The following is a 19,307-nucleotide window of genomic DNA, read 5'->3' on the forward strand; positions in this document are numbered from 1 at the left end:
AAAGAGAATGACAGACACGACAATTCCTAATCCACTTGCGCCGGTAAAAGGCGCAAATACCACATTCTGGATGTACAACAGCGAGGGTGATCCGTTCGCCAGCCCGCTCAGTGATAATAACTGGCTGAGGCTGGCAAACGTAAAAGACCTGCAGCCGGGAGAACTGACGGCAGATGCAGAAGATAATAACTATCTTGATGACGAGAACGCTGACTGGAAAAGTACCACACAGGGACAGAAGTCTGCCGGGGATACTTCTGTGACGCTGGCGTGGAAGCCAGGTGAGGACGTACAGAAAAAGCTTATTCAACTGTTCACGACCGGGCAGAAGCGCGGATTCCGGATCAAGTATCCGAACGGCACTGTTGATGTGTTCAGAGGCTGGGTGAGCTCGCTGGGGAAAACGGTGCAGAGTAAGGATGAGATCGCCCGTACAGTAAAAATTACCAGTGTGGGCCGTCCGTACATGGCTGAAGAGGATGCACCGGAAGTGGTTAGTGTTACCGGACTGACAGTGGAACCGACAAATGCCACCGTGAAGGTCGGCGCCACAACAGCGGTTACGTTCACGGTGAAACCGGATAACGTGACAGATAAATCACTGCGTATCGCAACGTCAGATCCGACTACAGCCACCGTCACGCAGGCGGAAAATATTGCCACTGTAAAAGGTGTTAAGGCAGGTACAGTGAAAATTATTGGCATGACAACAGACGGTAATTTTACCGCTATTGCGGATATTACTGTTCAGGCATAACCCACCTCTCGTCCTGTTTTGGGGCATTTTTTTCAGGAATAAATCATGTTTTTAAAGAAAGAGACGTTTACCCGGGGGGATGCGTCGGTGGCATTGTTCGAGTTATCCGGCCTGCAACGTATTGAGTACCTGGAGTTCATCCAGAAACGTACTGCGAAATATGACACGGATATGGATGGTACGACGGAAGCGGATAAGCGCGTGGCTTATATGCAAATGGCACTGGAAATTAATGCCTGGCTGGTATCCCGCTCGCTTCTGAATGGTGATTCTTCTCAGGATGCAGACACGCTTTATCAGTCAGTACAGGCGAAGTGGTCGTATGAGGCGCTGGACGCAGGCGCAGAAAGTGTTCTGATGCTCAGCGGGCTGTCTGCGGATAAGAAAGATAACGCCAGTGATTCAGGTAATGAATCAGAGGACATGACGCCGGAAAAGTCCTGAATAATGAGCTTCATTTTGTCCGGCAACTGGCCCGGGAGTTCCGGCGGCCTGACTGGCGCCGGATGCTGGACGAAATGAGTTCAACTGAACTTAGTGAGTGGGCTGATTTCTTTCGGGAAAACAGTTTCAGTGATGCCCTGCTGGATGCGGAGTTTTCCACGCTGAAAGCGCAGGTGTTCATGCTGGTGACGGGGAAAGAAATCGATGCAGCGGACTTCAGTTTGCTGACATTACCCGGAGCGGTACAGAGCATGACGGAGCAGGATCTGCTTGAAGTGGCAGTCGGTATTCCGGGAGGAGTGAGATTTGAGCCAGAAAGTCGGTGATATCGTCATCAACATGGATGTTGATACAGCTAAAGTTGCCGCCGGTCTTCAGACTGCCAGTAACGGGCTGGGGAAGCTGGTGGACAGCAGTGATCTCGTTGAAAAACGCATCAAGCGATGTATGGAGTCCAGCGCCAGAAGTGTGGCGGCATCGGCAAAAAGTATCAGTGCCGCTATGGCGCAATCACAGGTTGCCACACGCACACAGAGTGACGCTATGGCACAACTGGCGCGTGAGGCGAACGAGGCCAGAGAAAGGGCTGTCGACCTGAATCAGAAGTTAAGGGCGGAAGCTGCGCAGGCAGCGGTGGTTGCACAGGCTCAGGATGCAGCCGCAGCGGCATTTTACCGTCAGATTGACAGTGTAAAACAGTTAAGCGGTGGTCTGCAGGAGTTACAGCGTATCCAGGCGCAGGTACGACAGGCGAAAGGACGCGGAGATATTTCACAGGGCGATTATCTGGCGCTGGTGTCTGAAGCTGCTGCAAAGACACGCGAACTTACCGATGCGGAGGCGCTGGCCACGCAGAAAAAAGCACAGTTTATACGTCGACTGAAAGAGCAGACGGCGGTACAGGGCCTCTCCCGTACTGAGTTGCTGCGGGTGAAGGCGGCTGAACTGGGGGTTAGCAGTGCCGCCGATGTCTATATCCGCAAACTGGATACCGCAACAAAATCCACTCATGCACTGGGACTGAAATCAGCAATGGCGCGCCGCGAGATAGGCGTACTGATTGGTGAACTGGCACGGGGAAATTTTGGCGCCCTTCGCGGTTCCGGTATCACGCTGGCCAACCGGGCCGGGTGGATTGAGCAACTGATGTCGCCGAAGGGCATGATGCTCGGCGGGCTGGTTGGCGGTGTGGCTGCGGCGGTTTACGGACTGGGTAAGGCGTACTATGAGGGGGCGAAAGAAAGTGAGGAGTTCAATAAACAGCTTATTCTGACCGGAAGTTACGCCGGAAAAACCACAGGCAAGCTTAATGAAATGGCGAAGTCGCTCGCCGGAAATGGCGTCACGCAGCACGACGCGGCAGGAGTACTGACCCAGGTGGTCGGTAGCGGAGCGTTTACCGGGCAGGCAGTGGCAATGGTATCCCGTACCGCGGCCAGAATGCAGGAAAACGTGGGGCAGTCAGTGGATGAAACCATCCGCCAGTTTAAACGGCTGCAGGATGATCCGGTGAACGCGGCGAAAGAACTGGACAGGGCACTGCATTTTCTGACTGCCACCCAGCTTGAACAAATCAGGGTGCTCGGTGAGCAGGGAAGAACGGCTGATGCTGCGAAAATTGCCATGTCCGCGTATTCGGAAGAGATGAATAAACGGGCGGGTGACGTACATGATAATCTGGGCTGGATCGAGAAGGCATGGAATGCCGTGGGTGATGCGGCGAAGTGGGCGTGGGATCGGATGCTGGATATCGGGCGGGAAGATACGCTCGATGAAAAAATCGCGACACTGCAGGAAAAAATCGCGCGCGCCAGAAAAACGCCATGGACAGTGTCTTCCTCCCAGACTGAATATGATCAGCAGCAACTGAACGAACTTCAGGAACAGAAACGCCAGAAGGACCTGCTGGATGCGAAGGCGCAGGCAGAGCGTAATTATCAGAAGACTCAGAAGCGCCGGAACGAGCAGAACGCCGCGCTGAACCGGGATAATGAAACTGAATCCCTGCGGCATCAACGGGAGGTGGCGCGCATTACCGCCATGCAGTATGCCGATGCAGCGGTACGCAATGCCGCGCTGGAGCGTGAAAACGAACGCCATAAAAAAGCAATGGCACGGCAGAAGGAAAAGCCAAAGGCTTACTACAACGACGAGGCCGGGCGACTGCTTTTGCAGTACAGCCAGCAACAGGCGCAGACTGAAGGGCTGATTGCCGCCGCGAAGCTTTCCACGACCGAAAAAATGACGGAAGCGCATAAGCAGCTTTTGTCATTTCAGCAGCGCATCGCTGATTTGTCCGGTAAAAAACTGACGGCGGATGAACAAAGCGTACTGGCACATAAGGATGAAATAGCGCTTGCGCTACAGAAGCTGGATATCTCACAACAGGATTTGCAACACCAGAATGCCTTTAATGAACTGAAGAAAAAGACGCTCACATTAACCAGCCAGCTCGCTGACGAAGAATCCCGCGTCAGGCAGCAGCACGCACTGGCGCTGGCCACAATGGGTATGGGCGATCAGCAACGTGGCCGGTACGAAGAGCATCTGAAAATTCAACAGCACTACCAGGAACAACTGGAGCAGCTTAAGCGCGACAGCAAGGCAAAAGGGACATACGGTTCTGACGAATACCGTCAGGCGGAGCAGGAACTTCAGGCCAGTCTCGATCGCCGACTGGCTGAGTGGGCGGATTATAACGCGAAAGTGGATGCTGCGCAGGGAGACTGGACGCAGGGCGCGTCGCGGGCGCTGGATAACTTTCTGGCGCAGGGGGGCAACGTGGCAGGCATGACGGAGAATGTTTTCACAAACGCATTTAACGGCATGGCGGACAGTATCGCGAATTTTGCCGTGACCGGAAAGGGCAGTTTCCGGAGCCTGACGGTCTCCATCCTGGCTGACCTGGCAAAAATGGAGGCACGTATTGCGGCTTCTAAACTGTTGGGTTCAGTACTGGGTATGTTCGTCTTTGGCGCATCAGCAGGCGGAAGTACACCATCCGGGGCATACAGTTCAGCGGCGCTGTCGGTCATTCCAAATGCGGACGGCGGCGTGTACCGCTCAGCAGGACTCAGTCAGTACAGCGGCAGTATTGTTAACAGACCGACGTTCTTTGCATTTGCCAGAGGGGCGGCAGTAATGGGAGAGGCCGGTCCGGAGGCTATACTGCCGCTTCGTCGCGGTACTGACGGTAAGCTGGGGGTTGTGGCAGCAGGTTCCGGAGGGATGGCGATGTTTGCACCGCAGTATCATATTGCAATCAGCAACACGGGGCCGGAACTGACGCCGCAGGCGCTGAAGGCGGTTTATGATCTGGGTAAAAAGGCGGCGGCTGATTTCGTGCAGCAGCAGGGGCGTGACGGCGGCAGGCTGAGCGGGGCATATCGATGATGAAAACCTTTCACTGGAAAGTTGACCCGGACATGGGGGTGGATTCGGAACCACAGGTGTCGGTGGTGAGGTTCGGTGATGGCTACGAGCAGCGGCGTGCATCCGGGATCAATAATGACCTGAAAAAATACAGTGTGACTATCCGCGTTGACCGGGAGGATGGTCCGGCACTGGAGGGCTTTTTGTCACAGCATAACGGTGTGAAGGCGTTTTTGTGGACTCCGCCTTACGGATACCGGCAGATTAAGGTTGTCTGCCGGAAATGGAGTGTGAAAGCGGGATTGCTGAAAACAACATTCACCGCGACATTTGAGCAGGTTATTTCTTAGTATTTTTGATCGAAACGATCGATAAATATGATTGAACTTTCTAACCTGCTGCTGTTTCACTGAGCCCGCACAGTCAATAATCAAAAAAAGGAAATGTTATGAAAAAGATTGTCGTGGCGGTTTTAGTTGGTCTGGCGTTAGGTAGCATCGGCGTGGCTAACGCAGCAGGGTATAAAAATACCGTTTCAATTGGATATGCCTACACAGATTTAAGCGGCTGGCTTTCCGGTAATGCGAACGGTGCCAACATCAAATATAACTGGGAAGATCTGGACAGTGGATTCGGGGCGATGGGTTCAGTTACATACACCTCGGCTGATGTTAATAACTATGGGTATAAGGTAGGTGATGCTGATTATACCTCCCTTCTTGTTGGTCCTTCATACCGTTTTAACGACTATCTGAATGCTTACGTGATGATTGGTGCAGCAAACGGACATATTAAGGATAACTGGGGAAATTCTGACAATAAAACCGCCTTTGCTTATGGGGCAGGTATTCAGCTTAACCCGGTTGAAAATATTGCCGTTAATGCGTCTTATGAGCATACAAGTTTTTCCACTGATGCTGACAGTGACGTCAAAGCTGGAACCTAGGTGCTTGGCGTAGGTTACAGCTTCTGACCTTTAACATCGATACAGATTTAATGCCCTCCAGTGAGAGGGCTTTTTTATGGGTAAAACGAAATTATGACGATATGGCTATGTTGCTGTTATTTCTCAATGACACCACAGGCAAAACGTGCACCGCCACCACCCAGTGGAGCAGGTTTATCGGAGTAATTGTCACCGCCTTTATGGATCATCAATGAGTGACCTTTCAGTTCTGACAGTGATTTAAGGCGTGGTGCCAGTAACGGATACGTGGCTGTACCATCTGCATTGACAACCAGTCCAGGCAGATCCCCCAAATGCCCTTTGTCATTATATGGGCCAAGATGTTTCCCGGTTTTTTCGGGGTCAAGATGTCCTCCGGCCATGAGCGCCGGAACCTCTTTACCGTCTTTCATTCCCGGCATACAGCTTGGGTTTGTGTGGACATGGAAGCCGTGAATTCCTGGCGTAAGACCATTTAGGTGAGGAGTGAAAAGCAGACCGTAAGGTGTCTCTGAAACTGTGATTTCACCTATGTTTTCTCCTGTTCCGCTGGACAGGGCATCGTTCATCTTTACAGTCAGGGTATTCTCTGCCATTGCTGAACAACTGATGAGCGCACCAGCTACCAGCGACAATATTGTGTATTTCATTAGTTACCTCGTTTTTTGGTTGTATCGTAAATACCATTAATAAAAGCAGGTATATTTTTGCAAGATAAATAATAAAGGATCTCTCATATATGCAGGATATACCACAGGAAACCCTGAGCGAGACCACCAAAGCGGAGCAGTCCGCGAAGGTGGATTTGTGGGAATTTGATTTAACCGCGATTGGCGGTGAGCGCTTTTTCTTCTGTAACGAACCGAACGAAAAAGGCGAGCCGTTAACCTGGCAGGGGAGGCAGTACGAACCGTACCCGATACAGGTACAGGATTTTGAGATGAACGGGAAAGGCGCATCTCCCCGCCCGAACCTCGTTGTTGCCAATCTCTTTGGTCTGGTCACGGGGATGGCGGAGGATTTGCAAAGTCTCGTCGGCGCGTCAGTGGTAAGGCATCAGGTTTACAGCAAGTTTCTTGATGCGGTGAATTTCAGTAACGGCAATCCGGGCGCTGACCCGGAGCAGGAGGCGGTAGCGCGCTATAACGTGGAGCAGTTGTCAGAACTGGATTCATCAACTGCTACCATTATTCTGGCATCACCGGCAGAAACCGACGGTTCTGTGGTGCCGGGGCGTACCATGCTGGCGGACTCCTGTCCGTGGGATTACCGGGATGAAAACTGCGGATACGACGGCCCGCCCGTGGCCGATGAGTTCGATAAGCCCACCTCAGACCCGAAAAAGGATAAATGCAGCCACTGCATGAAAGGCTGTGAAATGCGTAACAATCTGGTGAATGCCGGATTTTTCGCTTCCATCAACAAACTGTCTTAACAGGTTCCCATGATTAACGATGACATTCTGGCACATGCCCGACAGTGTGCGCCTGCGGAATCGTGCGGTTATGTGGTCAGAACGGCACAGGGAGAGCGGTATTTTCCGTGTGAAAATCTGTCTGCTGAACCCACGATGTATTTTCGTATATCCCCGGAGGATTACCTGAATGCCCGGAACCGCGGCGACATCGTGGCGCTGGTACACAGCCATCCTGACGGTAAGCCCTGTCTCAGCAGTGCGGATCGTACCCTCCAGATACAAAGCGGGCTGGACTGGTGGCTGGTCTGTGATAACAGGATACATCAGTTCCGCTGCGTGCCACACCTGACCGGGCGGCAGTTTGAGCATGGCGTGACGGACTGCTACACGCTGTTTCGTGATGCCTACCATCTGGCCGGGATTGATATGCCGGATTTCGATAGGGAAGATGACTGGTGGAGTCAGGGTAAAAGCCTCTATCTGGATCACCTGGAGGCGGCGGGATTTTACCGGGTGAATCCGGAGGATGCGCAGCCCGGCGACGTGCTGATTTGCTGTTTTGGTTCACCGACGCCCAATCATGCGGCGATTTACTGCGGCAACGGTGAACTGTTGCACCATATTCCGGAGCAGTTGAGTAAACGAGAGGGGTATAACGACAAATGGCAACGACGGACACACTCAATATGGCGGCACCGGCAATGGTGCGAATCTGCCTTTACGGGGATTTACAACGATTTGGAAAGCGCATCAGCCTCAGCATAAAGACAGCGGCGGAAGGCATACATGCGCTGGCGATACAACTCCCCGGATTCCGGCAGCGAATGAATGAGGGCTGGTATCAGGTCCGGATTGCCGGGAGCGATATGGCGCCGGATACCCTTACTGCCAGACTGAACGAATCGTTACCGCCGGGGGCAGTGGTTCATATTGTACCGCGTATGGCGGGAGCGAAAAACGGTATCTGGCAGGTGGTAGCCGGGGCAGCGCTGATTGGCGCGTCATTTATTCCCGGTCTGAATGCTGTAGCGGCGGCAGTATTGTTTTCCGCAGGAACCAGTATGGCGCTGGGTGGTGTGGCGCAGATGCTGACACCTGTACCCAAAACACCGACGGTGGGTCAGACAGATAACGGGAAACAGAACACGTACTTTTCTTCCCTGGAAAATATGGTGGCCCAGGGGAACCCGGTGCCGGTGTTGTACGGTGAAATGAAAATCGGGTCACGGGTGATATCGCAGATGATGAGTACCCGGGATGAGAGCACGTCGGGAAAAGTTGTGGTGATCGGCTCCCCGTTACAGGCAAACACCACGTCGCGGCAGGACGGCGGGATTACCAGACCGTCTGTCGTCATCCGGCAGTGATAATCATGACAACATGAGCTGATACACATGACCGCCATTACGGCGGTTTTGTTATTTATGGAGCCAGGAGAATGAGCAAAGGTGGAGGGAAGGGGCATACACCACGTGAGGCGAAGGACGATCTGAAGTCCACACAACAACTGAGCGTGATTGATGCCCTCAGTGAGGGACCGATAGTCGGCCCGGTGAACGGTCTGCAGAGCGTGCTGATTAATAACACGCCGGTGGTGGACGCGGACGGTAACAGTAATATTCACGGCGTGACCGTGGTATATCAGGTGGGGGAGACACCACAGGCACCGCTGGAAGGTTTTGAGGCTTCCGGCGCGGAAACGGTGCTGGGTGTGGAAGTGAAACACGATAATCCCGTTACCCGTACTGTTGTCTCAGAGAATGTCGACCGGCTACGCTTCACCTTTGGTGTACAGATGCTGCAGGAGACCACGGACAAGGGGGACCGTAACCCGTCCTCCGTGAATCTGCTGATACAGTTTCAGCGTAGCGGGATCTGGAACACAGAATTTGATATCACTATTAACGGCAAGATCACAACACAATATCTGGCATCGGTAGTGGCTGATAATTTACCGCCGCGCCCGTTCAGTGTCCGCATGGTCAGGGTGACACCGGACAGCACCACCGACAGGCTTCAGAACAAAACGCTGTGGTCGTCGTATACGGAAATCATCGATATCCGGCAGGGTTATCCTGGCACAGCGGTTGCCGGTCTGCTGGTGGATGCGGAACAGTTCGGCAGCCAGCAGGTCACGCGTAACTACCACCTGCGCGGACGTATTTTTCAGGTCCCCTCAAACTATGACCCGGATACCCGCACATATACCGGCCTGTGGGACGGGGCGTTTAAACCGGCGTACACGAATAACCCGGCGTGGTGCACGATGGATAAACTGACCCACCCCCGTTACGGGCTGGGCAGGCGTATCGGGGGGGCGGATGTGGATAAATGGGCGCTGTACGCCATCGCGCAGTACTGCGATCAACCGGTGCCGGACGGATTTGGCGGCACGGAACCCCGCATGACGCTTAATGCGTATATTACCACCCAGCGTAAGGCGTATGACGTTCTGGCGGATTTCTGCTCGGTGATGCGTTGTATGCCGGTATGGAATGGCCGCAAAATGACCTTCATCCAGGACCGCCCCTCCGATAAAGCATGGACCTACACCAACGGTAACGTGGTGGGCGGGCGCTTTAAATACAGCTTCAGTGCCCTGAAAGACCGCCATAACGCGATAGAAGTGAGATACACCGATCCGCTGAATGGCTGGCAAACCTCCACGGAGCTGGTGGAAGACCATGCCTCACAGGCCCGTTATGGACGCAATCTGCTGAAAATGGACGCGTTCGGCTGTACCTCACGTGGACAGGCGCACCGGACGGGGTTGTGGGTGATGATGACGGAGCTGCTGGAAACGCAGACCGTGGATTTTTCTGTCGGTGCGGAAGGTCTGCGTCATACACCGGGCGATATTATTGAGGTCTGCGACAACGATTACGCCGGGGCGTCGGTCGGTGGGCGTATCACTGACCTGGATATTTCCACCCGCACGCTGACGCTTGACCGGGAAATAACACTACCGGAAAGCGGCGCCACCACGCTGAATATTGTCGGGCCTGACGGTAAGCCGTTCAGTACGGAGATTCAGTCGCAGCCCGCACCGGATCGGGTGGTAACGAAAGTCCTGCCGGAAACCGTGCAGCCATACAGTATCTGGGGGCTGAAACTGCCCTCCCTGAAGCGCCGCCTTTTCCGTTGCGTGCGTATTAAGGAGAATGACGACGGCACATACGCCATCACTGCCTTGCAGCACGTTCCGGAAAAAGAGTCCATCGTGGACAACGGGGCGCACTTTGACCCGTTACCGGGGACCACCAACAGCATTATTCCGCCCGCTGTGCAGCATCTGACAGTCAGCACGGATAACGACAGTACCCTGTATCAGGCCAAAGCGAAGTGGGGCACGCCGCGGGTGGTAAAAGATGTGCGTTTTGTGGTGAGGCTGACCACAGGCAGTGGGAACGAGGGCGATCCGGTTCGTCTGGTGACAACGGCGACGACCAGCGAAACGGAGTACGCCTTCCACGAACTGCCACTGGGTGACTACACGCTGACAGTCAGGGCAATAAACGGTTACGGGCAGCAGGGTGAACCGGCGTCCGTGGCATTCAGTATTCAGGCACCGGAAGCGCCATCCACGATTGAGATGACGCCGGGTTATTTTCAGATAACGGTGACGCCGCACCAGACTGTCTACGATGCCAGTGTGCAGTATGAGTTCTGGTACTCCGCCACGCAACTGGCGACTGCCGCCGATATTCAGTCAAAAGCACAGTATCTGGGCGTCGGGTCATTCTGGATAAAGGATGGACTGAAACCACTGCATGATGCCTGGTTTTACGTGCGCAGTGTAAATCTGGCTGGAAAATCAGTATTTGCGGAAGCATCCGGACGTCCGGGGGATGACGCGAAAGGGTATCTGGATTTTTTTAAGGGACTGATTACGGAGACGTATCTTGGTACGGAGTTGCTGAAAAAAATTGACCTGACGGAGGATAACGCCAGCAAACTGCAGCAGTTTTCGAAGGAGTGGCAGGACGCTAACGATAAATGGAACGCCATGTGGGGCGTCAAAATAGAGCAGACCAAAGACGGCAAATATTATGTGGCCGGACTTGGACTGAGCATGGAAGACACGCCTGACGGGAAGATAAGCCAGTTCCTGGTGGCGGCGGATCGCATTGCTTATATTAACCCGGCAAACGGAAACGAGACGCCCGGATTCGTCATGCAGGGCGACCAGATAATCATGAACGAGGCGTTCCTGAAATACCTGAGCGCGCCGACCATTACCAGTGGCGGGAATCCTCCGGCATTTTCCCTGACGCCGGATGGAAAGCTGACTGCGAAAAATGCGGATATCAGCGGCCATATCAACGCTGTATCTGGCTCGTTTACGGGAGAAATCAATGCCACCTCCGGTAAGTTTTCTGGCGTGATAGAAGCAAGAGAGTTTGTCGGTGATATCTGCGGCTCAAAAGTCATGCAGGGCGTGAGCATCAGGGCGACGAACGACGAACGCAGCACCTCAACACGGTATACCGACAGCGCCACCTATCAGATTGGGAAAACCATCACGGTGATGGCTAACTGTGAGCGTAATGGTGGCTCCGGTGCCATCACCGTCACGATAAATATTAACGGCCAGGTGAAAACGGCGGAGGTTATGCCGTATACCGCAGGTATTCCGGCCATGTATCAGACCGTCGTCTTTTCGGTCTACACCACTTCACCTGTCGTGGATATCAGCGTCTCTCTGAGGGTTCGTGGGCAGTACACCACGTCTGCTTCCGTCTGGCCGCTGGTGATGGTTTCCCGGTCGGGGAACAACTTCACAAACTGACCGGATTTCCGGTCCCTTTCGTTTAACAAGGAACAGATATGACTATGTCGCGCTTAATTTCGCTGGCGGCAGGGGTTTCCCTGTCCGTTTTATTCTCCACTGCTGCCGTTGCCGATAACGGAAGAGGAAGCGGCAACAGCAATATTGAAAACCAGACCCGGATTTATACCGGCACCGACCGTGGGCAGAAACAGCACCGCGAGGCAAAGGGAAAAACAATCACGCGGAGCGTCCAGTGTTCTCTGCCGGCATATTTACGTGACCCGGATAATCAGTGCTGAGATGTGAATGAATCTGAAGCCTGCCTGCGGGCGGGCTTTTTTATGGAGGTAATATGCCAGTACTTATTTCCGGCGTACTGAAAGATGCTACGGGAACGCCGGTACAGAACTGCACCATTCAGCTGAAGGCCTGCCGGACCAGTACGACGGTGGTCGTGAATACGGTGGCATCGGAAAATCCGGATGACGCCGGGCGCTACAGCATGGATGTGGAGCAGGGGCAGTACACTGTCACGCTCCTGGTGGAAGGGTATCCCCCGTCACATGCCGGAGTTATTACGGTTTACGATGATTCAAAGCCGGGCACCCTGAATGATTTTCTGGGGGCCATGACGGAAGACGACGTCCGCCCGGAGGCGCTGCGGCGTTTTGAGGCGATGGTGGAAGAAGTTGCCCGCCAGGCATCGGAGGCATCGCGGAATGCCACCGCCGCAGGGCAGGCATCTGAACAGGCGCAGACATCAGCAGGTCAGGCATCGGAAAGCGCCACGGCAGCAGTGAATGCAGCCGGAGCGGCAGAAGTATCAGCCATACAGGCAGCCTCATCCGCAGCATCTGCGGAGAGCAGCGCAGGTACGGCGACCACAAAAGCCGGGGAGGCATCAGCCAGCGCGGCGTCGGCTGACACAGCCAGAACGGCGGCAGCCGCATCGGCAGCCGCATCGAAAACATCTGAAGCGAATGCAGATGCCTCCCGTACTGCCGCCGGAGATTCAGCTGCTGCCGCAGCCGCCAGCGCGACGGCGGCGCAGACATCAGCAGCGCGCGCCGGAGCATCCGAAACCGCCGCGAAGACGTCAGAAACGCAGGCGGCTTCCAGTGCCGGTGATGCAGGTGCGTCAGCCACTGCGGCGGCAGCGTCGGAAAAGGCGGCAGCCGCATCGGCAGCCGAAGCAAAAACATCTGAGACAAACGCAGCAACGTCAGCAAGTACATCAGCGGCCAGCGCAACAGCCGCCTCGTCATCAGCATCGGAGGCATCCACTCACGCCGCCGCATCTGATACCAGCGCATCACTGGCGGCGCAAAGCAGTACTGCTGCCGGAGCAGCAGCCACCAGAGCAGAAGATGCCGCAAAACGGGCAGAAGATATCGCGGACGTGATTTCCCTGGAAGATGCCAGCCTGACGAAAAAAGGTATCGTTAAGTTAAGCAGCGCCACGGACAGTGACAGCGAAGCGCTGGCAGCCACGCCAAAGGCGGTCCATGCTGTCATGGACGAGGTACAGACCAAAGCGCCGCTGGACAGTCCGGCACTGACTGGTACGCCAACAGCACCAACGCCGGAAACCACAGCTGCAGGTATTGAAATTGCCACGGCAGCGTTTGTGGCTGCGAAAGTGGCACAGTTGGTTGGTTCTGCGCCGGAAGCGCTGGACACGCTGAAAGAACTGGCTGACGCGCTGGGTAACGATCCTAATTTTGCCACCACTATCACTAACATGATTGCGGGCAAGCAGCCGCTGGACGATACACTGACGGCGCTGTCAGGAAAAAGCGTTGACGGTCTTATCGAATACGTTGGTTTACGGGAAACCATAAATAGCGCCGCCGGCGCCATGCAAAAATCGCAGAACGGCGGTGATATTCCTGACAAAACGCGATTTGCGAGAACTATCGGCGCTGTGACTTCTACCAGCGTTACATTTGGTGAATCGGGATGGTTCAAAATCGCCACTGTTTTCATGCCGCAGGCCACATCGACAGCAGTAATTAAGCTTTACGGAGGTTCGGGGTATAACGTTGGATCATTTGAGCAAGCGGCTATCAGTGAACTGGTTCTGCGTGCCGGTAATGGTTCGCCTGTTGGAATAACCGCCACATTATGGATGCGTTCACCTTCTTCTGCTAACGAGGTCGCATGGGTTAATACATCAGGCGACACCTACGATATTTATATTAATATCGGCCAGTATGCGTACTGGTTAATTGCGCAATATGATTACACCGGTAATGCAAATGTCACACTATATAGCGCTCCAGAATATTCAGAAACAAAGCCTGCCAACGCTACGAACGGTCAGACATATACGCTGTATAACAGCATGATGAAACCCACAGCCGGTGACGTTGAGGCACTGTCAGTTAATGGAGGACGGCTAAACGGTGCGTTAGGCATTGGTACTGATAATGTGCTGGGTGGAAGCTCAATTGTATTTGGCGATAACGATACCGGGTTTAAACAGAATGGCGACGGGATACTGGATACGTTTGCGAATAGCCAGCACACCGTTCGTGTCGCTCCCGGTGAAATGCAGGTTCTGGGGGCCATTCGCGCAGGCAATGCCAAACGAATGACCATGACTAGCTCAAATAACTCCGTGCTGAATGCTCAATTTAATTTGTGGGGTGACGGAAATCGACCAACAGTTATTGAGCTGGATGACGACCAGGGATGGCATTTATACAGCCAGCGTAATACCGATGGCAGTATTCAGTTTGTTGTTAATGGACAAGTTATTCCGGATAATTACGGTAATTTCGACGCCCGTTATTTAACATCAGGAAACGTATATACAAAAGGCGAATCAGATAATCGTTATGTCCAGAATATCCAGCGTGGCGCCCCAGTATGGCCGGGCAAAGTAGATGAATATGGACCTGCAGAAGCGCCTGCTGGTTGCTTTTTAACACAAGCCAGACATGACCCAACAACAGCATACGGTGTGACATTTGCGTATCGACCGTTGCAAATGTGGGTGGGTAATGGCTGGCGTACAATTAATGGATGATTAAGGAAACTATAATGGAATTAAAAAACGTAACCAGATACACTCCTGATGACCCGGATTATGATAACAACTTTCTGTATTTTCGTAGTGAAGATGGTCAGGATTTTTATGAGTCGCTGAGTAAATTCACGAAAAAATATAAGTTGTGTATTGACTCCGAAAATATAATCCGTTCCGTATCAGAAGATGTCTCTCGTCTTTATCCGGCTGGTTTTTCAGTTGTTGAGGTTAACAAGTTACCTGCAGGATTTAATATCTATGGCGACTGGAAATATTCGAACGGCGCTGTTGTCGCTGTTCCCGTTGATTATCATGCAAAAGCCGAAACCACACGTCAGAAGCTACTTACCGATGCTAACAGCACCATTGTCGACTGGCGAACCGAACTGGCGTTGGGGGATATCAGCGACGATGATAGGGCAAGCCTGACTAAATGGATGGTCTATATCAGGGCGCTGAAAATGCTGGATTTGAGCGATGTGAAAGATGAGGCCACCTTCACAGCAATCAGGTGGCCTGCATTACCACAGTAATAACTACTGGCTGGTTTCTCAGGAGGCATGGGCCAGTAAGTCAGTAATATGACGTTGTGAAAAAACAGGCTGGCGTTAATAAAATACACCAGCCTGAAGTAATATTCAGTTCAGGAGGAACTGATGAAGCATAATAACCAGATATACCATCAGTACTGATATGGTTGTTACAGCCTTCTGTAAAAATTAACAACCACAAATCTGACACCACTCCGGTGGTTTTTCTATATCTGGTGGCCAGTTGTCACACCAGGGGGGACGAATAAATGGGGCGGGTATTGGCGGCAGTCCACTGGAGGCGGATTTTGTATTATCTGGTGGGGGGTTTTGTATCACTAGCGGCCATCGCCGATGCCGAAAAGGCTGTAGCCGACAACACCAGAAGCAATGGGGAAAATATACGATGTCTCATAATATCACCCGTGAATATTCAGACTATCCTTACTGTTGACTTCCTTCATTTCCAGCATAGTTCATACTTCATTGTCATTGAATAAACAACTAAGTTTATTGAGCGAAAATTTACTTAAAGAAAAAATAATAAACATTAATATTTTTGCAATATTTCAACTCAGCCAGAATGAATGTGTGTAGATGACCTAAAAATGATGAACAGGAATATCGATAGCCAGTAAATCACTCCTGTGGTAATGAAGGCCACCTGATTGCTGTGAAGGTGGCCTCATCTGAAACACCTGTTAAGTCCAGCGATTTAAGAACATTGATATAATTCATCGGCAGAATCAAAGCTGCTTTATTTTCATCACTGATAATCCCCAGCGTTAATTCTGTGCGCCAGTCCTTAATGGCATTATCTGAATCGTTAAGTAATTTCTGCCGGGTGACTTCTGCCTGCCAAAATTGAACGCCGGGCGTTGATACCGGATGATCTGGTCATCGTGGAAAGCGACCCTGAAAAAATCGACACTTAGCTGTAAAATGACAGTCCCGCCATCCGGTCATCATAACGGATTTTTCTTCTGCACCTTCTGAAGCCCGCCATGGCAGGACGACCATGAATCCGCCGATAACCTTATTGTGAAATTAAGACCAGGAAGAGATGATGTCTGTCGGACAGATACTATATGTAAATTTATAAAGGTTTTTTGTTATGCCCTTTCATATTGGAAGCGGATGTCTTCCCGCCATCATCAGTAACCGCCGCATTTATCGTATTGCCTGGTCTGATACCCCCCCTGAAATGAGTTCCTGGGAAAAAATGAAGGAATTTTTTTGCTCAACGCACCAGACTGAAGCGCTGGGGTGCATCTGGACGATTTGTCACCCGCCGGCCGGAACGACGCGGGAGGATGTGGTCAGCAGATTTGAACTGCTCAGGACGCTCGCGTATGACGGATGGGAGGAAAACATTCATTCCGGCCTGCACGGGGAAAACTACTTCTGTATTCTGGATGAAGACAGTCAGGAGATATTATCAGTCACCCTGGATGACGTCGGGAACTATACCGTAAATTGCCAGGGGTACAGTGAAACACATCACTTAACCATGGCAACAGAACCGGGAGTGGAACGCACAGATATAACTTACAACCTAACCAGTGATATTGATGCTGCGGCCTATCTGGAGGAATTGAAACAGAATCCAATTATAAATAATAAAATAATGAATCCGGTAGGGCAGTGTGAGTCATTAATGACTCCTGTAAGCAATTTTATGAATGAAAAAGGGTTCGATAATATTCGTTATCGAGGTATATTTATCTGGGATAAACCAACAGAGGAAATACCAACAAATCATTTTGCAGTGGTTGGAAATAAAGAAGGAAAAGACTATGTGTTTGATGTTTCAGCCCATCAGTTTGAAAATAGAGGTATGAGTAATCTGAATGGCCCATTAATTCTTTCAGCAGATGAATGGGTTTGTAAATATAGAATGGCAACAAGAAGGAAACTTATTTATTATACTGATTTTAGTAATTCAAGTATAGCAGCTAATGCCTATGATGCATTACCACGAGAATTAGAATCAGAATCTATGGCAGGGAAAGTTTTTGTTACATCACCGAGATGGTTTAATACCTTTAAAAAGCAAAAATATTCCTTAATAGGTAAAATGTAAGCGCACCGTGGAGGACGTCTGTCAGAACCCTGTCAATCCGGCGATGATAGTGTCCACTTAAATTTTGATGGACACTATCACAGATGACAGAGTCCACAGCCCGGCGCAAACACGGCTGTCGGTCAGGAAAGAGAAAAGCCAGTCGCTGTACGACTGGATACAGGCGCAGTTGAAAACGTTGTCGGTGCATGCGGAGATGGCGAAGGAGTTCGGTTACATGCTGAAGCAGTGTGATGCGTTGAGCGTGTCCTCTGCTGCGACGGTCGGGTGGAGATCGACAACAACATCTGTGAAAACGCCTTACGGTGCGTGGCGCTGGGCCGACGTAACTATCTGTTCTTCGGCTCAGACAGGAGCGGCGAGGCAGCGGCGATCATCTATAGCCTGCTGGGTACGTGCAAACTAAACGACGTGGAGTCCGAGGCATGGTTACGCGACGTGCTGTGGAAAATCAGCGACTGGTCATCGAACCGGGTGCACGAACTGCTGCCCTGGAACCTCGAAACCGTAAAATAATCCTTACGCTACGTCCTAAACGGGACGCTTACTGAGTTATGAGGGTGAGGTGGTTTTCTTGATGAGCATCTGAACGCCGGTTTGTGGGATAGGGCAGGTGGGACGGATTCGGGACAGTCATCCGTTTTTAACTATTGGCATGGATTGGTATCTTTTCGCATCATGGGACGTGTGAGCGCAGGTATGACGCGGTATGTTATTGACTTAGAATGTGGTTCCAGGAACTGGCGCATCCATACCCGAGCAGTTTCCGGTGTCAGTGCCAGCGGGCGACGATCGTGAATGTCTACCAGACCTTTATCGGCTGCGGAGGTAACAATCAGAAATCCCTCTGCTTCATCACCGCGCTCAAACGGCGTACTGCCAATGGCAGCCATGAATATCGGCTTCCCGTCCTTTCTGTGAATGAAATACGGCTGTTTTTTGTCGCCTTCCTTCTTCCACTCGAACCATCTATCGGCAAAACAGATAGCCCGGCCATGCTGCCATAGTGGCTTAAACATTCTGCTGGAGGCCGCTGTCGCGACACGGGCGTTAATAAGTGGAGCTTTATCCCACCATCCGGGAGCGTAACCCCAAATCACCGGGTCGAGATGTAATTGCTCGTCGCGTTCGCTCAATAGCAGGACTTTAGTCCCGGGCGCCACGTTATACCGGCCTATAGGCTGAGGGTCATAAGCAATATTACGATCGGCTTCGTCGGCCAGATATGCCAGATATTCTTCACGGGTCTGTGCTTGTGCAAAGCGTCCACACATATGAAACCGCCAGTCGTCAGGCTGAAAGTATAGGGCAGGGGGAAAATGTGGCGCGCTCCGGTAATGATTTACAGGGAATTTATACAGTAATTCGAAATGAAAATTTGTGTATTGATGAATTCCGAAACTGAGCAGTGAGCAAACTGATGAATCAATCGCAAATTGCGTCGAATCTCGACGGCTTTATTCCCCAGTTTCACCCCATAGCTTCCCCGTAGGAAATTGAGCCATAAAAAAAACAGCCCTGACAGGCTGGTTTTTAAGGGGAATTTTGGTCGGCACGAGAGGATTTGAACCTCCGACCCCCCATGTTGGCGGTAGCCTGAATAATTATCTTGGTAAAGGTTAACTATCATAAAATGGTACACCAGTCTTTCCAGGAGGAGGAGTGTAAAGGTTTTGGCTCATAAACACCGTCATAGTAAAGACCACAAATACTGCAATCTTCATTTTTATATTTATCATTGAATGCTAAGGTAAGCTTGTCATAGACATCAATATTTGATTGCCATTCAGGTGAGGTATTCATTGAATCATAAATTAATACTTTTTTCACTTCACTATCATAGCCTACAATGCACTCTGATCTTACCCAGCAATAGTGGACACGCGACTAAGTGAGTAAACTCTCAAGTAAGAGGTGACTCACATGACAAAACCTGCATCAACCACTAAAAAGCCA

At 51.7% G+C, this 19,307-nt stretch carries 18 protein-coding genes and 5 pseudogenes; 17 read left to right on the forward strand and 6 right to left on the reverse strand.

Going from position 1 to position 19,307, the window contains the following annotated elements; translation table 11 throughout:
* Window positions 1–7 precede the first annotated feature (7 nt).
* The 6 genes from ACLJR2_RS21670 to ACLJR2_RS21695 all read left to right on the forward strand — a co-directional run bounded on the left by ACLJR2_RS21670 (window position 8) and on the right by ACLJR2_RS21695 (window position 5,519).
* The gene (locus tag ACLJR2_RS21670) at window positions 8–757 is read left to right on the forward strand and encodes a phage tail protein (RefSeq protein ID WP_000132756.1); all 750 of its coding nucleotides are present in this window, start codon (window positions 8–10) and stop codon (window positions 755–757) included.
* A gap of 45 nt (window positions 758–802) precedes the next feature.
* The gene (gene gpG / locus ACLJR2_RS21675) at window positions 803–1,201 is read left to right on the forward strand and encodes a phage tail assembly chaperone G (protein ID WP_000478859.1); all 399 of its coding nucleotides are present in this window, start codon (window positions 803–805) and stop codon (window positions 1,199–1,201) included.
* Complete coding sequence (locus ACLJR2_RS21680; protein ID WP_010989009.1) at window positions 1,198–1,527, forward strand: phage tail assembly protein T; 330 nt, start codon at window positions 1,198–1,200, stop codon at window positions 1,525–1,527. The genes gpG and ACLJR2_RS21680 overlap by 4 nt, the downstream gene beginning before the upstream one ends.
* 79 nt (window positions 1,528–1,606) lie before the next feature.
* Window positions 1,607–4,594 (forward strand): phage tail tape measure protein, encoded by a 2,988-nt coding sequence (locus ACLJR2_RS21685; protein ID WP_010989010.1) that lies wholly within the window; start codon window positions 1,607–1,609, stop codon window positions 4,592–4,594.
* On the forward strand, window positions 4,591–4,923 hold the full coding sequence (locus ACLJR2_RS21690; RefSeq protein ID WP_000978295.1) for a phage tail protein: 333 nt from the start codon (window positions 4,591–4,593) through the stop codon (window positions 4,921–4,923). The genes ACLJR2_RS21685 and ACLJR2_RS21690 overlap by 4 nt, the downstream gene beginning before the upstream one ends.
* A gap of 98 nt (window positions 4,924–5,021) precedes the next feature.
* Window positions 5,022–5,519: an Ail/Lom family outer membrane beta-barrel protein gene (locus ACLJR2_RS21695; RefSeq protein WP_000725267.1), complete on the forward strand. Its 498-nt coding sequence runs from the start codon at window positions 5,022–5,024 to the stop codon at window positions 5,517–5,519.
* Window positions 5,520–5,635: 116 nt separating this feature from the next.
* Here the strand turns inward: ACLJR2_RS21695 and sodC1 are convergent, their stop codons facing one another.
* Entirely contained in the window at window positions 5,636–6,169 is a 534-nt protein-coding gene (gene sodC1 / locus ACLJR2_RS21700) for a superoxide dismutase [Cu-Zn] SodC1 (RefSeq protein ID WP_000877926.1), read from the reverse strand.
* A gap of 89 nt (window positions 6,170–6,258) precedes the next feature.
* On the opposite strand from sodC1, the gene ACLJR2_RS21705 reads away from it, so the two are divergent.
* The 8 genes and pseudogenes from ACLJR2_RS21705 to ACLJR2_RS21740 all read left to right on the forward strand — a co-directional run bounded on the left by ACLJR2_RS21705 (window position 6,259) and on the right by ACLJR2_RS21740 (window position 15,271).
* Complete coding sequence (locus ACLJR2_RS21705) at window positions 6,259–6,954, forward strand: phage minor tail protein L (protein ID WP_001152416.1); 696 nt, start codon at window positions 6,259–6,261, stop codon at window positions 6,952–6,954.
* A 9-nt stretch (window positions 6,955–6,963) separates the two neighbouring features.
* On the forward strand, window positions 6,964–7,701 hold the full coding sequence (locus ACLJR2_RS21710; protein WP_000606354.1) for a C40 family peptidase: 738 nt from the start codon (window positions 6,964–6,966) through the stop codon (window positions 7,699–7,701).
* Window positions 7,599–8,303, forward strand: coding sequence for a tail assembly protein (locus ACLJR2_RS21715; RefSeq protein ID WP_001576012.1), 705 nt, complete (start codon window positions 7,599–7,601; stop codon window positions 8,301–8,303). Before ACLJR2_RS21710 ends, ACLJR2_RS21715 begins: the two co-directional genes overlap by 103 nt.
* A 71-nt stretch (window positions 8,304–8,374) precedes the next feature.
* Window positions 8,375–10,823 (forward strand): annotated as a pseudogene (locus ACLJR2_RS21720) (host specificity protein J).
* A gap of 119 nt (window positions 10,824–10,942) precedes the next feature.
* Window positions 10,943–11,725, forward strand: a complete 783-nt coding sequence (locus ACLJR2_RS21725; RefSeq protein ID WP_231907116.1) for a phage tail tip protein — start codon at window positions 10,943–10,945, stop codon at window positions 11,723–11,725.
* Window positions 11,726–11,763: 38 nt separating this feature from the next.
* Window positions 11,764–12,006, forward strand: coding sequence for a hypothetical protein (locus tag ACLJR2_RS21730; RefSeq protein ID WP_000178826.1), 243 nt, complete (start codon window positions 11,764–11,766; stop codon window positions 12,004–12,006).
* A gap of 53 nt (window positions 12,007–12,059) precedes the next feature.
* The gene (locus tag ACLJR2_RS21735; protein ID WP_001534724.1) at window positions 12,060–14,738 is read left to right on the forward strand and encodes a prophage tail fiber N-terminal domain-containing protein; all 2,679 of its coding nucleotides are present in this window, start codon (window positions 12,060–12,062) and stop codon (window positions 14,736–14,738) included.
* 14 nt (window positions 14,739–14,752) lie between these two features.
* The gene (locus ACLJR2_RS21740; RefSeq protein ID WP_000421115.1) at window positions 14,753–15,271 is read left to right on the forward strand and encodes a tail fiber assembly protein; all 519 of its coding nucleotides are present in this window, start codon (window positions 14,753–14,755) and stop codon (window positions 15,269–15,271) included.
* Between the two features lie 310 nt (window positions 15,272–15,581).
* On the opposite strand, the gene ACLJR2_RS21745 is transcribed toward ACLJR2_RS21740, so the two are convergent.
* A complete protein-coding gene (locus ACLJR2_RS21745) occupies window positions 15,582–15,683 on the reverse strand; it encodes a PagK family vesicle-borne virulence factor (protein WP_223230078.1) in 102 nt (33 codons plus the stop codon).
* Between the two features lie 35 nt (window positions 15,684–15,718).
* On the opposite strand from ACLJR2_RS21745, the pseudogene ACLJR2_RS21750 reads away from it, so the two are divergent.
* Window positions 15,719–15,829: pseudogene (locus ACLJR2_RS21750) on the forward strand (hypothetical protein); the annotation flags it as partial.
* Window positions 15,830–15,907: 78 nt separating this feature from the next.
* On the opposite strand, the pseudogene ACLJR2_RS21755 reads toward ACLJR2_RS21750, so the two are convergent.
* Window positions 15,908–16,126 (reverse strand): annotated as a pseudogene (locus ACLJR2_RS21755) (tail fiber assembly protein); the annotation flags it as partial.
* Window positions 16,127–16,382: 256 nt separating this feature from the next.
* Between ACLJR2_RS21755 and sseI the strand changes: the two are divergent.
* Window positions 16,383–17,351, forward strand: a complete 969-nt coding sequence (gene sseI, locus ACLJR2_RS21760) for an SPI-2 type III secretion system effector SseI (RefSeq protein ID WP_001534738.1) — start codon at window positions 16,383–16,385, stop codon at window positions 17,349–17,351.
* Window positions 17,352–17,448: 97 nt separating this feature from the next.
* Window positions 17,449–17,867, forward strand: a pseudogene (locus tag ACLJR2_RS21765) (IS66 family transposase); the annotation flags it as partial.
* 131 nt (window positions 17,868–17,998) lie between these two features.
* On the opposite strand, the gene ACLJR2_RS21770 reads toward ACLJR2_RS21765, so the two are convergent.
* The 3 genes and pseudogenes from ACLJR2_RS21770 to gtgE form a co-directional block, all read right to left on the reverse strand.
* Window positions 17,999–18,625: an SOS response-associated peptidase gene (locus ACLJR2_RS21770; protein ID WP_000334547.1), complete on the reverse strand. Its 627-nt coding sequence runs from the start codon at window positions 18,623–18,625 to the stop codon at window positions 17,999–18,001.
* Between the two features lie 68 nt (window positions 18,626–18,693).
* Window positions 18,694–18,993, reverse strand: a complete 300-nt coding sequence (locus ACLJR2_RS21775) for a hypothetical protein (protein ID WP_031603423.1) — start codon at window positions 18,991–18,993, stop codon at window positions 18,694–18,696.
* Window positions 18,978–19,217, reverse strand: a pseudogene (gtgE, locus tag ACLJR2_RS21780) (virulence effector protease GtgE); the annotation flags it as partial. The gene ACLJR2_RS21775 and the pseudogene gtgE, both read right to left, overlap by 16 nt.
* Between the last annotated feature and the right edge of the window lie 90 nt (window positions 19,218–19,307).

It is taken from the genome of Salmonella sp. SAL03688 (genome assembly GCF_046551895.1).
Taxonomy (GTDB): domain Bacteria; phylum Pseudomonadota; class Gammaproteobacteria; order Enterobacterales; family Enterobacteriaceae; genus Salmonella; species Salmonella enterica.

Bases quoted from the DNA above. Each gene is read 5' to 3' on its own strand.
- ACLJR2_RS21670 (WP_000132756.1), top strand. From the start codon at position 8: ATGACAGACACGACAATTCCTAATCCACTTGCGCCGGTAAAAGGCGCA.
- gpG (WP_000478859.1), top strand. From the start codon at position 803: ATGTTTTTAAAGAAAGAGACGTTTACCCGGGGGGATGCGTCGGTGGCA.
- ACLJR2_RS21690 (WP_000978295.1), top strand. From the start codon at position 4,591: ATGATGAAAACCTTTCACTGGAAAGTTGACCCGGACATGGGGGTGGAT.
- ACLJR2_RS21695 (WP_000725267.1), top strand. From the start codon at position 5,022: ATGAAAAAGATTGTCGTGGCGGTTTTAGTTGGTCTGGCGTTAGGTAGC.
- sodC1 (WP_000877926.1), bottom strand. From the start codon at position 6,169: ATGAAATACACAATATTGTCGCTGGTAGCTGGTGCGCTCATCAGTTGT.
- ACLJR2_RS21705 (WP_001152416.1), top strand. From the start codon at position 6,259: ATGCAGGATATACCACAGGAAACCCTGAGCGAGACCACCAAAGCGGAG.
- ACLJR2_RS21710 (WP_000606354.1), top strand. From the start codon at position 6,964: ATGATTAACGATGACATTCTGGCACATGCCCGACAGTGTGCGCCTGCG.
- ACLJR2_RS21715 (WP_001576012.1), top strand. From the start codon at position 7,599: ATGGCAACGACGGACACACTCAATATGGCGGCACCGGCAATGGTGCGA.
- ACLJR2_RS21725 (WP_231907116.1), top strand. From the start codon at position 10,943: ATGTGGGGCGTCAAAATAGAGCAGACCAAAGACGGCAAATATTATGTG.
- ACLJR2_RS21730 (WP_000178826.1), top strand. From the start codon at position 11,764: ATGACTATGTCGCGCTTAATTTCGCTGGCGGCAGGGGTTTCCCTGTCC.
- ACLJR2_RS21735 (WP_001534724.1), top strand. From the start codon at position 12,060: ATGCCAGTACTTATTTCCGGCGTACTGAAAGATGCTACGGGAACGCCG.
- ACLJR2_RS21740 (WP_000421115.1), top strand. From the start codon at position 14,753: ATGGAATTAAAAAACGTAACCAGATACACTCCTGATGACCCGGATTAT.
- ACLJR2_RS21745 (WP_223230078.1), bottom strand. From the start codon at position 15,683: ATGAGACATCGTATATTTTCCCCATTGCTTCTGGTGTTGTCGGCTACA.
- sseI (WP_001534738.1), top strand. From the start codon at position 16,383: ATGCCCTTTCATATTGGAAGCGGATGTCTTCCCGCCATCATCAGTAAC.
- ACLJR2_RS21770 (WP_000334547.1), bottom strand. From the start codon at position 18,625: ATGTGTGGACGCTTTGCACAAGCACAGACCCGTGAAGAATATCTGGCA.